This is a genomic window from Bradyrhizobium sp. UFLA06-06, assembly GCF_054820065.1.
Genome location: NZ_JADFUD010000056.1, coordinates 37,000 through 51,147 on the forward strand (window position 1 = coordinate 37,000; position 14,148 = coordinate 51,147).

At 66.6% G+C, this 14,148-nt stretch carries 12 protein-coding genes and 1 pseudogene; 11 read left to right on the forward strand and 2 right to left on the reverse strand.

Going from position 1 to position 14,148, the window contains the following annotated elements; genetic code table 11:
* Window positions 1–54: 54 nt before the first annotated feature.
* Window positions 55–498, forward strand: coding sequence for a hypothetical protein (locus tag IF803_RS32975; protein WP_461194983.1), 444 nt, complete (start codon window positions 55–57; stop codon window positions 496–498).
* Window positions 499–617: 119 nt separating this feature from the next.
* Here IF803_RS32975 and IF803_RS32980 read toward each other — a convergent pair whose 3' ends face one another.
* The gene (locus IF803_RS32980; protein ID WP_461194984.1) at window positions 618–1,250 is read right to left on the reverse strand and encodes a TetR/AcrR family transcriptional regulator; all 633 of its coding nucleotides are present in this window, start codon (window positions 1,248–1,250) and stop codon (window positions 618–620) included.
* Between the two features lie 164 nt (window positions 1,251–1,414).
* Between IF803_RS32980 and IF803_RS32985 the strand changes: the two genes are divergently transcribed.
* The 3 genes from IF803_RS32985 to IF803_RS32995 are packed head-to-tail and all read left to right on the forward strand — an operon-like array spanning window position 1,415 to window position 5,220.
* Complete coding sequence (locus IF803_RS32985; RefSeq protein ID WP_461194986.1) at window positions 1,415–1,912, forward strand: (2Fe-2S)-binding protein; 498 nt, start codon at window positions 1,415–1,417, stop codon at window positions 1,910–1,912.
* Window positions 1,909–2,955, forward strand: a complete 1,047-nt coding sequence (locus tag IF803_RS32990; protein WP_461194987.1) for an FAD binding domain-containing protein — start codon at window positions 1,909–1,911, stop codon at window positions 2,953–2,955. The genes IF803_RS32985 and IF803_RS32990 overlap by 4 nt, the downstream gene beginning before the upstream one ends.
* A 3-nt stretch (window positions 2,956–2,958) precedes the next feature.
* Entirely contained in the window at window positions 2,959–5,220 is a 2,262-nt protein-coding gene (locus IF803_RS32995) for a xanthine dehydrogenase family protein molybdopterin-binding subunit (RefSeq protein ID WP_461194989.1), read from the forward strand.
* Window positions 5,221–5,399: 179 nt separating this feature from the next.
* Here IF803_RS32995 and IF803_RS33000 read toward each other — a convergent pair whose 3' ends face one another.
* Window positions 5,400–6,047 (reverse strand): cupin domain-containing protein, encoded by a 648-nt coding sequence (locus IF803_RS33000; RefSeq protein WP_304496703.1) that lies wholly within the window; start codon window positions 6,045–6,047, stop codon window positions 5,400–5,402.
* A 182-nt stretch (window positions 6,048–6,229) separates the two neighbouring features.
* Between IF803_RS33000 and IF803_RS33005 the strand changes: the two genes are divergently transcribed.
* The 7 genes and pseudogenes from IF803_RS33005 to IF803_RS33035 form a co-directional block, all read left to right on the forward strand.
* Window positions 6,230–6,997, forward strand: a complete 768-nt coding sequence (locus IF803_RS33005) for an ABC transporter substrate-binding protein (RefSeq protein ID WP_461194990.1) — start codon at window positions 6,230–6,232, stop codon at window positions 6,995–6,997.
* 166 nt (window positions 6,998–7,163) lie between these two features.
* On the forward strand, window positions 7,164–7,817 hold the full coding sequence (locus tag IF803_RS33010) for an amino acid ABC transporter permease (RefSeq protein WP_028341235.1): 654 nt from the start codon (window positions 7,164–7,166) through the stop codon (window positions 7,815–7,817).
* The gene (locus tag IF803_RS33015) at window positions 7,814–8,545 is read left to right on the forward strand and encodes an amino acid ABC transporter ATP-binding protein (protein ID WP_038382842.1); all 732 of its coding nucleotides are present in this window, start codon (window positions 7,814–7,816) and stop codon (window positions 8,543–8,545) included. The genes IF803_RS33010 and IF803_RS33015 overlap by 4 nt, the downstream gene beginning before the upstream one ends.
* A gap of 194 nt (window positions 8,546–8,739) precedes the next feature.
* The gene (locus IF803_RS33020; protein ID WP_411781386.1) at window positions 8,740–10,032 is read left to right on the forward strand and encodes an NAD(P)/FAD-dependent oxidoreductase; all 1,293 of its coding nucleotides are present in this window, start codon (window positions 8,740–8,742) and stop codon (window positions 10,030–10,032) included.
* A gap of 80 nt (window positions 10,033–10,112) precedes the next feature.
* Entirely contained in the window at window positions 10,113–13,343 is a 3,231-nt protein-coding gene (locus IF803_RS33025; protein WP_411781385.1) for an AAA family ATPase, read from the forward strand.
* 48 nt (window positions 13,344–13,391) lie between these two features.
* The gene (locus tag IF803_RS33030) at window positions 13,392–13,886 is read left to right on the forward strand and encodes a hypothetical protein (RefSeq protein WP_461194992.1); all 495 of its coding nucleotides are present in this window, start codon (window positions 13,392–13,394) and stop codon (window positions 13,884–13,886) included.
* Window positions 13,887–13,893: 7 nt separating this feature from the next.
* Window positions 13,894–14,148 (forward strand): annotated as a pseudogene (locus IF803_RS33035) (class I SAM-dependent methyltransferase); the annotation flags it as partial.

Consider the following 14,148-nt stretch of genomic DNA (forward strand, 5'->3'; position numbering starts at 1 on the left):
GCCGCGGCGCTCTCGCTGGTGTGTTGCGACATCATTGCGGGCGAGGGACCCACGATGGCCGGCCGGGCGCATTTCTCGCGAACGATCGACGCCGCCGACGCCGCGCTATGTGCGCGCATCCTCTGTGCCGCCGGTCGCGCCGGACATTCGGTCAGTCGCGCCGAAGCCGACGCGCTGTTCGCGATCGATGCGGTCGGAAGCGAACGGGTCGATGACGGACGTTTCGATGACCTGCTTGCCAAGGCGGTGCTGCATCATCTGATGGGCGCCGCCGGCACAACCATTCCCGGCCGCGAGCAGGCGCTGGCCCGCGACAATCCGCTGGATAGCTGGGGATCGGCGATCGTGCTGGCTGCGGAGCCGCGATCCTGGCTCGCCGGTCATCTTGACTGGATGAAGCCGTCATCCCTCGCCGCGCGCACCATCGATGCGGTGTTTCATGTCAATCCGGCAGGACCCCGGCTGCCGCTCGGCATTCTCTTCAACATGGCGGCCTGAACAAGCATAGCCCGTTGAGCCAACGGGTCGCGCGATGGCCCGCCGATGACAGGCTCCGCGATATCCGGGGCAGTCGGTCCCGCATGTCGCTGCGCTCATGCGGGCTACGATGGGTAAGGTCAGCGCGACGGCTTTGGGTTGGCTTTCTTCGCAGGCTTTGCCGTTGTACCGATCGGCTGCACCCGCAAGCCGTCCACGAATACGTCCAACAGCCGGAGCGCGGTGGTCTGCCAGCCGGGCTGGTCGTGCATGTAGCACATGCCGATCAGCGCGCGCAGCACGTCCTCGGCGCTGATGTCGCCGCGGATCGCGCCGGCCGCGACCGCGCGCGCGAGCAGGGTGCCGATCGCCTTGGTCAGGCGGTCGAACGAATAGGCATGCAACTCGGTCGAGCCGTGCGCGACCAGCGCCAGTGCCGCGACCATGCCCTTCTTGGTGGCGACGAATTCCACATTGGCGCGCAGCCAGCGCCGCAGTGCCTCGACCGGCTCGGGCGCATTCTCCAGTTGCTCGGCAAGGTCGCCGAGCTGCTCGACCTCGCGGCGATAGACCGCCTCATACAGCGCCTCGCGGGTCGGAAAGTGGCGATAGAGCGTGCCGATGCCGACGCCGGCATGGCGCGCCACCGCCTCGAGGCTCGCCTCGCTGCCGCCGGCCGAGAACACGGCCTTGGCCGCTTCCAGCACGCGCTCGCGATTGCGCACGGCGTCGGCGCGGGGCTTGCGTGCAATTTCTGGTGATCGACCGGCCATTAGTTTTTCATCGGCTTTTTCTTTTCACCCTCCCTTGTAAACGGAGGATGCCTCCGTATATGGCGACCAGCACCGGACCTGACAAGGCGCGCCGATCCTGCATCGGCGGCCACGGGCTTCCGTTGCCTCGATTCAACCCGACCATACACGGATCGGAGCCCTGCATGAATCTCCCACTCAGTCTCACCATCAACGGTGTCCGCCGGGAAATTGTCCTCGACGACCCCCGCGTGACCCTGCTCGACCTGTTGCGCGAGCGCCTCGATCTCACCGGCACCAAGAAGGGATGCGACCGCGGCCAGTGCGGCGCGTGCACCGTCCTGGTCGACGGCCGCCGCATCAATTCCTGCCTCGCGCTTGCCGTCAGCCATGACGGCGCCGAGATCACAACCATCGAAGGCATCGCGCGCGGCGACCAGCTGCATCCGGTGCAGGCCGCCTTCATCGCCCGTGACGGCTTCCAGTGCGGCTTCTGCACGCCGGGCCAGATCATGAGCGGCATCGGCCTGATCCAGGAAGGCCAGGCCGGCGACGATCCGGAGCGCGTGCGCGAATGCATGAGCGGCAATCTGTGCCGCTGCGGGGCCTATCAAGGAATCACCGAGGCCGTGCTCGAGGCGCAGGCCGACATCAACGCGACCAAGCAGAGGCGCTCCGCATGATGAACTTCGATTATATCAGGCCGGCCAGCGTCGCGGACGCGATCGCGGCGGCATCCGAAAAGGGCGCGAGCTATCTCGCCTCCGGCACCAATCTGCTCGACCTGATGAAGGGCGGCGTCAGCCGGCCGAGCCTTCTCGTCGACGTCACGCGTCTGCCCGGGCTCGACCGCATCGAGCATCTGGCCGACGGCGGCTTGCGGATCGGCGCGCTGGTGCGCAATGCCGATCTCGCGCATGACGCGGAGTTCGCGCGCAACTATCCGGCGGTCGCCGAGGCATTGCTGTCGGGCGCGTCCGCCCAGCTGCGCAATGCTGCGACCGTCGGCGGCAATCTGATGCAGCGGACGCGCTGCGCCTATTTCTACGACGCCGGCAGCGCCTGCAACCGGCGCTGGCCGGGCGCCGGCTGCGACGCGCTGAAGGGCGAGAACCGCCTGCACGCGGTGCTTGGCTGGAGCGAGGGCTGCATCGCGACCCATCCGTCGGATTTCTGCGTGCCGCTGGTCGCGTTCGACGCCGTCGTCGAGATCGAGGGCAAGACCGGCCGGCGCGAGCTGCCGCTCGAGGCGCTGCACCGTCTGCCGGGCGAGACGCCGGAGCGCGAGACCGCGCTGGAGCGCGGCGACCTGATCGTCGCGCTGCGGCTGCCGGCCGAAGCGCAAGGCTTCTCCGGGCATGCCCGCTACATCAAGGTGCGCGAGCGCACGTCCTATGCGTTCGCCGTGGTCTCGGCTGCGGCCGGCTTGCGCATCGAGGATGGAAAAATCCGCGAGGCGCGGCTTGCGCTCGGCGGCGTCGCGGCCAAGCCGTGGCGGGCGCGCGAGGCCGAACAGGTGCTCGCGGGCGCCGCGCCGGATGCGGCTAGCTATCGCGAGGCGGCGCGCGCGGCGCTCGCGGGCGCAAAACCGTCCGGCGACAACGCCTTCAAGATCGAGCTCGCGCAGCGCATCGTCGTGCGCGCGCTCACCCTTGCTGCCGCGGGCACGCCGGATCGCATTCCCGCGCTGCCGGGCTCTCCCTTCTCATCCGTTGCAGGAGCGTAACGCATGACGGCTGAACTCAATCTGACCCGCGACCCCGCCCATGTCAGGCACGGCTCGAATATCGGCCAGCCGCTGACCCGCACCGACGGCACGCTGAAAGTGACCGGCAAGGCCCGTTATGCCGCGGACAATCATCCGCCCGGTATGGTCTATGCCGTGATCGCGACCAGCTGCATCGCGCGCGGCCGCGTCACCGCGCTCGACGTCGCTGCCGCCAAGCGCCACCCCGGCGTGATCGACGTGATGACGCCGGCGCACAAGCCGGAGCTCGCCGAAGACCCCGACGCCAAAGGCAATCCGTTCGCGTTCCGCATGGAGCTCCTGCAGAGCGACGAGGTGCGCTACGCCAACCAGGCGATCGCGGTCGTGATCGCCGAGACGCTGGAGGCCGCCACGGAAGGCGCGGCGCTGCTGTCGCCGCGCTATCAGGTCGAGATCGCGCGTGTCGGTCTCGACGCCGGCGAGGCCTATGCGCCGCCGGTGGTCGGCATCGGTAATCCCGCCGAGGTTCGGCACGGCGATATCGATGCGGGCCTTGCCGCGGCATCGAAGCGGATCGACGCAACCTACGAGACGCCGGCGCAGTATCACAACGCGATGGAGCCGCACGCGATCGTCGCGGTGTGGGACGGCGACCGTTTGTTCATCGACACGCCGAGCCAGGGCATGGCGATGGCGCAGATGCGGATCGGCGGCCTGTTCGGCATCCCGCCCGGCAATATCCACATCAACAGCCCGTTCCTCGGCGGCGGCTTCGGCTCCAAGGGCCTGGTCTCCGGGCCGCAGGTGCTCGGCGTCATGGCGGCGAAGCTGGTCGGACGTCCGGTCAAGCTGGTGCTGCGGCGGAGCCAGATGTATGGCCCGGTCGGCCACCGTCCGCAGACCCGCCAGCGCATCCGGATTGGCACCGGTGACGACGGCCTGCTGACCGCGCTCGATCACGAGGCGCGCGTCACGACGTCGAGCTTCGACGATTTCTACGAGCCGGCGGCTGACGCCTCGCACACGCTCTATGCGAGTCCGGCAATCCGCACCGTGCATGAGGCGGTGCGCGTCGACACCGGCACGCCGCTGTTCATGCGCGCGCCGGGCGAGGCCACCGGATCAATCGCGCTGGAAAGCGCGATCGACGAGGCGGCGTTCGCCTGCGGCATCGATCCCTTGGAATTCCGGCTGAAGAACTACGCCGAGGTCGAGCCGACCACCGGCAAGCCGTTTTCCTCCAAGGCGCTGCGGCAGTGCTACGCCAAGGCCGCCGAACGTTTCGGCTGGGCGGGGCGTCCGCTACAGCCGCGGCAGATGCGCGACGAGAACGGCTTTCTGGTCGGCTGGGGCATGGGCACCGCGACCTTCCCGGCGCTGATGTTCCAGGGCAATGCCCGCGCCGTGATCCGCGCCGACGGACGCGGCGTGATGGAGAGCGGCGCGCACGACATGGGGCAGGGCGCCCGGACTGCGCTCACGCAAATCTCGGCCGACGCGCTCGCGCTCGACCTCGAGCAGATCTCGTTCCTGTCGGGTACGTCGGACCTGCCGGATGCCGGCATCGCCGGCGGCTCCGCGCACACTGCAACGGTCGGTGCCGCGATCCACAATGCCGGTGCGGCGGTGATCGCAAAGCTCGCCGAGCTTGCGACCTCCGATGAGCGCTCGCCGCTGTTCGGCGCCGGCAATGCCGGCGTGGTGGCGCGGGCCGGGCGGCTCCATCGCCGCGACGATGACGCGCGCAGCGAAAGCTACGCCGAGATCCTGGCGCGCGCCGGCGTTGCCGAGGTCGAGGCCTCCGGCACGGGTGCGGCTGATCCGGCGGCGCAATCGCAATATGCGATGCACGCGCATGGCGCTGTCTTTGCCGAGGTGAAGGTCGATCCGGAGCTCGGCCAGATCCGCGCCACGCGGCTGGTCGGCGCGTTCGCCGCAGGGCGCATCATCAATCCGTTGATGGTGCAGAGCCAGCTCCGCGGCGGCATGATCTGGGGCCTTTCCTTCGCACTGCACGAGGAGGCGGTGATGGACAAGCGGTCCGGCCGCATCCTGAATGCGAACCTTGCCGAGTATCATGTGCCCGTGAATGCCGACGTGCCGCCGATGGAGGTGATCACGGTCGACGAGCACGATCCCCATGTGAACCCGCTCGGCATCAAGGGCGTCGGCGAGATCGGCATCACCGGCAGCGCAGGCGCCGTCGCCAACGCCGTCTTCCACGCCACCGGCATCCGCGTGCGGAATTTCCCGATCAAGATCGAGGAAGTGGTGATGGGTTGAGGTGATGCGGCTCGATACGATCGCGGTGTAACCATCATCGTCGTCCCGGCGAAAGCCGGGACCCATAACCACGAATGCGAGTTGTTGCGCGACGCTGGGGCCGCTTCCCCTTCGACAATCAAGATTGGTGGCTATGGGTCCCGGCTTTCGCCGGGACGACGAGTGGAGAGAGTGGGGCCTCACCCCGCCGCCGTCACGCAGTTCACCCACAGCACCACGGCTTTCGCGTCGCGCGCCGGGTTGGAAAAGCGGTGCGGGCGGCGGCTGGCGAAGCGGAAACTGTCACCCTGCTTCAGCGTCCAGGTCTCGGTGTCCACCGTCAGCGTCATCTCGCCCTGGAGCACGAGGCCGGCCTCTTCGCCGTCATGCGTATAGAACTCGTCGCCGGTGTTGCCGCCGGGCTCGAGATGCACCAGGAACAGATTGAGCCGGCTCTCGCTGCCGGCGGGGCTTAGCAACTGCTTTGAGATCCCGGTGCGCCACAGCTTCAGCTCGGCGCGCTGCACCTCGCGGGTCACGACGCCGCTGGCGCCGTCATCCTTCGGCGTCGCGCCGAACAGCGCGGCGATGCCGACGCCGAGCACGTCGGCCAGTGTCGCCAGCACGCGCAGCGAGGGCGACGACAGGCCGCGCTCGATCTGGCTGATGAAGCCGATCGACAAGTCGGTACGCGCGGCAACCACCTCCAGCGACATCTCCTTGCTGCGGCGCAGGTCGCGGATGCGGCGTCCGACCGCGAGATCCATCGCGGGCTCGGCCGGCTTGCTGGCCGGCTTTCTGGCGGCGCGGCGTGCCGTTGCGGGCTTCGCTGCCGCGCCTTTACGCATTCTCTTGCCGCCGCTCACGTCAATCCGCTTCCTTCATGTGCATGAAAACCGCTTGCATTGACCGCGGTTTCGTGACCACAATTTCATATTGGTGAAAATAGGCCGGAACGGCGTCGCCCGCAACCAAAAGCGCGAAACGCGCGGACGATGCGGCGCCAGGGCCAGCTTCGGGAGGTGTTGCGATGTCGTTTCAGCGTCTCGTCCAGGCCGCGGTGGCGGCGCTTGCCCTTGCCTTGAGCGCGCCGTCAGGGGCGCAGCAGGTGCTCAAGGTCGGCTCGACCCCGACCGGCATTCCCTTCACCTTCCTCGACACCAAGACCAATTCGATCCAGGGCATCATGGTCGATCTCGCCACCGAGATCGGCAAGGACGCCGGCTTTACCGTGCAGATCGAGCCGATGCAGTTCTCGGCGCTGATCCCTTCGCTCACCGCGAACAAGATCGACATCATTGCCGCCGCGATGTTCGCCACCGCCGCGCGCAAGGAGGTGATCGACTTCTCCGAGCCGGTCTACACGTATGGTGAAGGTTTGGTGGTGCCGAAGGCCGACACCAAGGCCTATGCCTCGCAGGAGGATCTGAAGGGCACCGTGGTCGGCGCCCAGGTCGGTACTGCCTTTGTCGACGCGCTGAAGAAGACCGGGCTGTTCAGCGAGGTCAAGGTCTACGATACCATTCCCGACATCCTGCGCGACGTGAATGCGGGCCGCCTCAAGGCCGGCTTCGCCGACTATCCGATCCTCGCCTACAATCTGCAGCAGGGCAATTTCGCCGACGTTCGGCTGGTCGACGGCTACAAGCCGGTCACCGTCGGCACGGTCGCGATCGGCGTCCGCAAGAGCGACACCGAGCTGCTCGCAAAGATCAACTCCTCGCTCGGGAAGCTGAGGGCCAACGGCACGATCGCGAAGATCCTGGAGAAATGGGGCCAGAAGGGCGGCGCTTCCTGAGCGTGCGCCCCGGGGTGATCCGTCATCCTGAGGAGCGGCGTCTTCGCCGCGTCTCGAAGGATGCACGGCCCGGCTGGTGGCCGTCGACCCTTCGAGACGCGCTACACTCCTCAGGGTGACGGGAACAATATTCGAGCGTGTGTCGGGACTGGATACGTTTGAGCCGATGCAAAAATTCTTCCATGACGCCGTCGAGTTCGTGCCGATCCTGCTGCAGGGTGTCTGGCTGACCATCGTCGTCACCGTCGGCTCGCTGGTCCTTTCGACAGTGCTCGGGCTGGTGTGGGCCTTGATGCGGGTGTCCGGGATCGGCTTCCTGGTCGGCCTCAGCGCCTCGCTGATCAACGTGATCCGCGGCATCCCGATCATCGTGCTGCTGTTCTACATCTATTTCGTGATGCCCGATTTCGGCATCGCGCTATCGGCGCTGCAGGCCGCGATCATCGGGCTCGGCATCGCCTATTCGGCCTATCAGGCGGAAAATTTCCGTGCCGGCATCGAGGCGATCGACAAGGGGCAGATCGAGGCGGCGCAGACCATCGGGATGGGCTGGTGGCTCACCATGCGCCGCGTGGTGCTGCCGCAGGCGGTTCGGATCATCCTGCCGCCCTACGGCAACATCATGATCATGATGCTGAAGGATTCCTCGCAGGCGTCCACCATCACGGTCGCCGAGCTGGCGCTGCAGGGCAAGCTGATCGCCTCCTCGACCTTCAAGAACACCAGCGTGTTCACGCTGGTGGCGCTGATGTATCTCACCATGAGCATTCCGCTCATCCTGCTGGTTCGGCACTTCGAGAACAAGGCGAACCGCAAATGATCGAGCTCCGCGACGTCCACAAGAGTTTTGGCAAGGTCGAGGTGCTGAAGGGCATCACCGCCTCCGTCGCAAAGAGCGAGGTGGTCTGCATCATCGGCCCGTCCGGCTCCGGCAAGTCGACCATCCTGCGCTGCATCAACGGGCTCGAGAGCTACGATCGCGGCGAGATCAGCGTCGAGGGCGCGCGCGTCGATAGCAATGACCGCTCGATCGTGGCGATCCGCACCCAGGTCTCGATGGTGTTCCAGCGCTTCAACCTGTTCCCGCACCGCACCGCGCTCGAGAACGTCATCGAGGGGCCGCTTTATGTGAAGAGGGAGCCGCGCGAGCAGGCGGTCGCCCGCGGCCGCGCGCTGCTCGCGCAGGTCGGGCTCGCCGACAAGGCCGAGGTGCATCCGCCAAAACTCTCCGGCGGCCAGCAGCAGCGCGTCGCGATCGCGCGGGCGCTGGCGATGCAGCCGAAGGCGATCCTGTTCGACGAGCCGACCTCCGCGCTCGATCCCGAACTGGTCGGCGAGGTGCTGTCGGTGATGCGCAAGCTCGCCGACGACGGCATGACCATGGTTGTCGTCACCCATGAAATGGGCTTTGCCCGCGACGTCGCCGACCGCGTGCTGTTTATCGACGGCGGCGTCATCGTCGAGCAGGGCGCCGCCAAATCCGTCCTCAACCAACCCCAGCACCCGCGCACCCAGGATTTCCTGCGCCGCGTGCTGCATCCGCTGTGATCGGTTCATGATGCCGCTTGGTCAGGCCGTTTCAGCATCGACGGTCCACCTCTCCCCTTGTGGGAGAGGTCGGATTGCATCGTTAGATGCAATCCGGGTGAGGGGTTGCGCTCTCTCGTGGGACCTGAACCCCTCACCCGGCGCTGCGCGCCGACCTCTCCCCGACGGGGAGAGGTGAAATACGAGTTCCTCCCATGACCACACTCACCCGCCTGCCGCTGCCACCGAGCCTCTATGCCGACACCGCGGTGGAGGCGACGCCGACGCCTCAGCTGACATCGGACAAGAGCGTGCCGGTCGCGATCATCGGCGGCGGCTTTACCGGCCTGTCGACCGCGCTGCACCTCGCCGAGCAGGGCGTGCCGGCGACCGTGCTGGAAGCGCAGGAGCCGGGCTGGGGCGCCTCCGGCAATAATGGCGGGCAGACCAATCCCGGGCTGAAGCACGACCCCGACCAGATCGAAGCGGATTTCGGCGCCGATCTCGGCCGCCGCATGATCGAACTTTCCTACGGCAGCACCAACTTCACGCATGATTTGATCCGCCGCTACCAGATCCCCTGCGAGGCCCGGCAGAACGGCACGCTGCGCGCCGCCTACAACGAAGCCAGCGCGGCGGCGATCGAGACCACGGCAAAGCAATGCATCCGGCGCGGCATGCCGGTGAAGCTGCTCGACGCCGCCGAGATGCGGGCGGTGACCGGCAGCGACCGTTACCTCTGCGCCATGCTGGATGCGCGCGGCGGCGACCTGCATCCGCTGAGCTATGCGCGGGGTCTTGCGCGCGCCGCGATCGGGGCCGGCGTTGCCGTCCATGGCGAGACCCCGGCGCTGTCGCTCCGCCGCGACGGCGGCCGGTGGCGGATCGCGACCCCGCGCGCGGTCGTGCATGCCGACAAGGTGCTGCTCGCGACCAACGGCTTTACCGACGATCTCTGGCCGGCGCTCCGCCGCAGCATCGTGCCGGTGTTCTCGTCGATCGCGGCGACCGCGCCGCTGTCCGAGGCGATCGCGCGCGCGATCATGCCGACCCGGCCGGTGCTCTATGAAAGCGGCAACATCACGGTCTATTACCGCATCGACCAGCACAATCGGCTCTTGATGGGCGGCCGCGGCCCGATGCGCTGGATCAGCAAGCCGACCGACGTCGCCTATCTGATCCGCTACGCCGAGCGGCTGTGGCCGCAGCTCAAAGGCGTGCGCTGGACCCACGGCTGGAACAGCCGCCTTGCCATCACCGCCGATCACTACCCGCATGTCCATGAGCCCGCGGAGAATTTGCTGATCTCGCTCGGCTGCAACGGCCGCGGCGTCGCGCTCTCGACCGCGATGGGCGCAGAGCTGGCCCGCCGCCTGATCGGCGGCCCCAAGGCCGAGATCGACATGCCCGTGACCGGTATCAAACCGATCCCGATGCACGCCTTCTGGCGGGTCGGCGTCACCACGGCGGTGCTGACCGGCCGGGTGCGGGACCGGCTCGGTGTGTGAGGCATTTAACACAATTACAGAATGTGCTGGGCTAATCTCGCGCGTCGGATATATTCGCAGTCTTTACTGAAAGGCTGTTCATGCAGTGCGAGCGATGCGGCCGCGCAAACCGGGCTGGCAACGATTATTGTGAAGATTGCGGTGCGCCGTTAGGCCTCAAATGTGACTCCTGTCAGCATGTGAACGGGCCCTCCAGCCGCTTCTGCGGCCGCTGCGGCACCGCGCTCGCCGCGGGCAGCGTCCGTCCCGATGCGCCCTCGCAGCGGCTGCTTCGTTCGCTCAGCACCAAGGGCGGCGAACGCAAGAACCTCACTCTGCTGTTTGCCGATATCCGCAACTCGACCAATCTGATCGACAGCCTCGGCGATCCCGAGCTCGGCATGCGGCGGCTGGAGCCGGTGCTCGACCTGATGAAGGAGGCCGTCCACCGCTACGACGGCATCGTCAACAAGATCCAGGGCGACGGCGTCATGGCGCTGTTCGGCGCGCCGCCGCGCCCGCATGAAGACCATGCGGTCCGCGGCTGTCTCGCCGCGCTCGCCATGCAGGATTCGGTGGCCAGGCTGGCCGATCCCGGCATGCAGATCCGGGTCGGGCTGCACACCGGCGAAGTCGTCGTTCAGACGGTGGAAAACACAATCTACCAGACCTACGACGCCGCCGGCGCCAACGTCCATATCGCCAACCGGATGGAGCAGATGGCCGATGAGGGGACGATCCTCATCACGCGGGACACCTATCTCGGCGCCAGGCAATTCGTCGAGGTCGTGCCGCTCGGCATGCAGACCATTCGCGGCATCTCGATGCCGGTGGAGGTCTTCAAGCTGACCGGGCTGCTCAGCGCGCCCGCCAGCGACGTTTTCCGCAGCGGCCGCCGCCTGACCTCGATGGTCAACCGGACCGAGCAGATGGCGGCGCTGGAGCATGAGCTGTCGCGTGCGGTTGCCGGCGACGGCCGGGTCGTCGGCATGGTCGGCGATGCCGGCATCGGCAAGAGCCGGCTTTGCTTCGAGTTCGCCGAAAATTGCCGCCGCAAGGGCATTCGCGTCTACGAGGCGCGCGTGCTGGCGCATGGCCGCGCAACACCGTTCCAGCCCGTGCTCGAGCTGCTGCGCGACATCTTCGGCATCCGTGTCAAGGAGCCGATCGAGACATCCCGGCGTCGCGTCATCGACCGCTTTGCCGAGATGGCCGCGTCGGAGCAGGAGCTGCTGGTGCTGCTCGAATTTCTCGGGCTTGCCGATCCGGAGCATCCGGCCCCGAAGCTCGATCCGCGCGCGCTGCGGCTGCAGCTGCTCGATCTCGTTCGAACGCTGGTGCATGCGCGCCCCGGGGACACGCCGGCGGTCGTCATGATCGAGGACCTGCACTGGATCGATGCCGCGAGCGAAGAGTTCGTCGAGACGCTGGTCGATGCCATCGTCGGCACCGCGACGTTCCTGGTGGTCAATTTCAGGCCGGGCTTCACGGCACCTTTCATGCAGCGGTCTCACTACCGTCAGATCGCCATCCCGCCGCTGCCGTGGTCCGATTCGAACGAGCTGCTGCGCGAGCATTTCGGCAGGCATCCCTCGCTGGCCTCGCTGAGCAGCAATGTCATTGAACGCGCGCAGGGCAATCCGTTCTTCATCGAGGAGCTTGCCAACACCGTCGTGGAGCGCGGCAATGTCGAGGGCGAACGCGGCAACTACCGGCTCAAGCATGGCGTCGATGCGGTGCCGTTGCCCGCAACGGTGCAGGCCGTCGTGGCCGCCCGCATCGATCACCTGGAGGATATCGCCAAGCAGGTGCTCGAGACGGCGGCGGTGATCGGCCGGCTGGTCGCGATGTCGGTGCTGCGTCCGGTCGCGGCGCTGCCGAACGACGATTTGCAGAACGCCATCGCGCAGCTCCGCCAGGCCGAGCTGCTGTACGACCTGCCGCCCTACGACAAGGGACTGCTGGCGTTTCGCCATCCATTGATCCAGGAGGTCGCCTATGCAACGCAGTTGCGGTCGCGGCTGACCACGCTGCATGCGACCGTCGCCAAGGCCATCGAGGGCTTCGACTGGGGCAAGCTCGACGAGTTTGCCGGGCTGCTCGCCTATCACTACGAGGCCGCGGGCCAGCCGCTGGAGGCCGTCACCCATTTGCAGCGTGCGGCACGCTGGATCGGCAAGACCAACTCCGCCGAGGCAATGAAAAGCTGGAAAAAGGTTCGCGCCCTACTGCAGGACCAGCCTCCGTCCGAATATGTCGACCGGCTGCGGGCGATGTCGAGCGGCCAGATCCTCAACTTCGGCTGGCGTGAGGGCATGTCCGCCGAAGAGGTCAAGCCCTACGCCGAAGAGGCGATCAAATACGCACGCGCGGCGGACCCGGTGCACGAGCCGATCCTGCTCGGCGCCTACGGCAGGATCCTGGCCGCGACCGCGGCGGCCGACGACTATGTCAATCTCGTGCAGGACGCCTTGAAGCTCACTTCCGGCACCGGGGACGTCGGACGGTTTGCGACGGTCAATGCCATGCTGAGCCAGGCGTTCTTCCTGTCGGGTCGTCTTGCCGAGGCGCTCGACGCCGGGCAGGTGGCGGTTGCCGCGATTGCCGAGCAGGGCGGTTTTCACAACAACGTCACACTCGGTCTCAACCCGAACCAGATTCTCGGCTTCGACGTCGAGCACTGGATCAGGTGTCTCGGCACCAGAATTCTGGTGCGGCTCGGCCGGTTTGACGAGGCCGAGCGGCGGATCGCCGAGGTCCTGCGGGCCGAGCCGGAGCGCTTCGCCGCCGTCGTGCAGTTCATTCCGCATTTTGCGATGGTGGAGATGGGCTGGAGCCGCGGCCGGCCGGAACTCGCCAAGCCGCATGCGGCGAGGATCGCCGAATTGGCCGAGCAGTCCGGCACGCCCTATCTGCGGGTCGCGGCGCTCGCCAGCGCCGGCCTCGCCAGCGGCGCCGCGGGCGACTTCAAGGTTGCCGCCGCCCAGCTTCAGGAGGCGATCGATTTTGCGCGCTCTGCGCGAGCCGGCCTCGAATTCGAGGCCCGCATGCTGGCGGATCTGGCCGAAGCGCTGTATCGCGCCGCCGACCACCATGCGGCCCTGCAAGCGGTGGACGAGGCGCTGATGGTCGCGCGGCGAAGGACCGATCGCGTCGCCGAACTGCACGCGACCGTGCTGCGCGGCCTGATCATTTGCGCTTTGGGCAGCACGTCACATGATGAGCTTGACGAGATTGTCGGCGGCGCTCAGAATTTGCTCGATGTCTCGGGGGCAGTCTACTTCACACCACAACTCGATCAGCTTCGATTGCATCTTGAGCGACGCCGCTAGACGCGACGATTTTTTCATTTCTGGAAACAAGGTATTGAGGGGGTTCTAATGGGACGGATGATTCAAGACGATACGACGCGCGATGTTCTGGATCTGCTGAACAAGCGATTTGGTCCCGGCGGGATCATGGAGATGGTCGAGTTGCAAAAGGAGTTCGACATCTTCTCTCCCAATCATCCCCTCGAGCAGTCGTTCCGGCTGATCGGGATCGAGCCGGCCGACCGGATCGAACGGAAGCGCTGGTACACCTTCCTCGGCACGCTGAAGGATTATCCTTCCGATCAGCCCAATGTGAGCGGATACAAGCGGGTGGTCCAGGCGTTCCGCCACGCGCTCACGCAGAATCCGTATCTGCCGGTGCTGGTTAGCGTTCACGCCATGAAGGAAAATCCGAAGGTGACGTTTGCGGCCGATGGCCACACGCCGCTGATCTACTCGACCCAGTCGTATCGGGTTCTGTCGATCCCGACCAAGCCAAGCCAGGTCGCCCGCAAGGAGCTTGCTACGATGGCAAAGCAGCGGCGGGCCAAAGCCAAGAAGTGAGCAAGACGTGAGCATCGCGGCGGAGACCGCAGGTTTCGGCGCCGAAGGCGACCGGGCGCGGTTCTCCGACCTCTATGCCGATGTCGAATCCTACTACAGCGCGCGGGTCGCCAAATACGGCGCCACCCCGCGCGGGGTGGACTGGTCCTGCCAGGCCACCCAGGACCTCCGCTTCGTCCAGTTGCTGAAGCTCTGCGACTTCTCCGCACCGTTCAGCCTGAACGACATCGGCTGCGGATACGGCGCGCTGTGCGCCTATCTC

Coding starts and splice junctions, on each gene's coding strand:
- IF803_RS32975 (WP_461194983.1), top strand. CDS start 55: ATGGCCGGCCGGGCGCATTTCTCGCGAACGATCGACGCCGCCGACGCC.
- IF803_RS32980 (WP_461194984.1), bottom strand. CDS start 1,250: ATGGCCGGTCGATCACCAGAAATTGCACGCAAGCCCCGCGCCGACGCC.
- IF803_RS32985 (WP_461194986.1), top strand. CDS start 1,415: ATGAATCTCCCACTCAGTCTCACCATCAACGGTGTCCGCCGGGAAATT.
- IF803_RS32990 (WP_461194987.1), top strand. CDS start 1,909: ATGATGAACTTCGATTATATCAGGCCGGCCAGCGTCGCGGACGCGATC.
- IF803_RS32995 (WP_461194989.1), top strand. CDS start 2,959: ATGACGGCTGAACTCAATCTGACCCGCGACCCCGCCCATGTCAGGCAC.
- IF803_RS33000 (WP_304496703.1), bottom strand. CDS start 6,047: ATGCGTAAAGGCGCGGCAGCGAAGCCCGCAACGGCACGCCGCGCCGCC.
- IF803_RS33005 (WP_461194990.1), top strand. CDS start 6,230: ATGTCGTTTCAGCGTCTCGTCCAGGCCGCGGTGGCGGCGCTTGCCCTT.
- IF803_RS33010 (WP_028341235.1), top strand. CDS start 7,164: ATGCAAAAATTCTTCCATGACGCCGTCGAGTTCGTGCCGATCCTGCTG.
- IF803_RS33015 (WP_038382842.1), top strand. CDS start 7,814: ATGATCGAGCTCCGCGACGTCCACAAGAGTTTTGGCAAGGTCGAGGTG.
- IF803_RS33020 (WP_411781386.1), top strand. CDS start 8,740: ATGACCACACTCACCCGCCTGCCGCTGCCACCGAGCCTCTATGCCGAC.
- IF803_RS33025 (WP_411781385.1), top strand. CDS start 10,113: ATGCAGTGCGAGCGATGCGGCCGCGCAAACCGGGCTGGCAACGATTAT.
- IF803_RS33030 (WP_461194992.1), top strand. CDS start 13,392: ATGGGACGGATGATTCAAGACGATACGACGCGCGATGTTCTGGATCTG.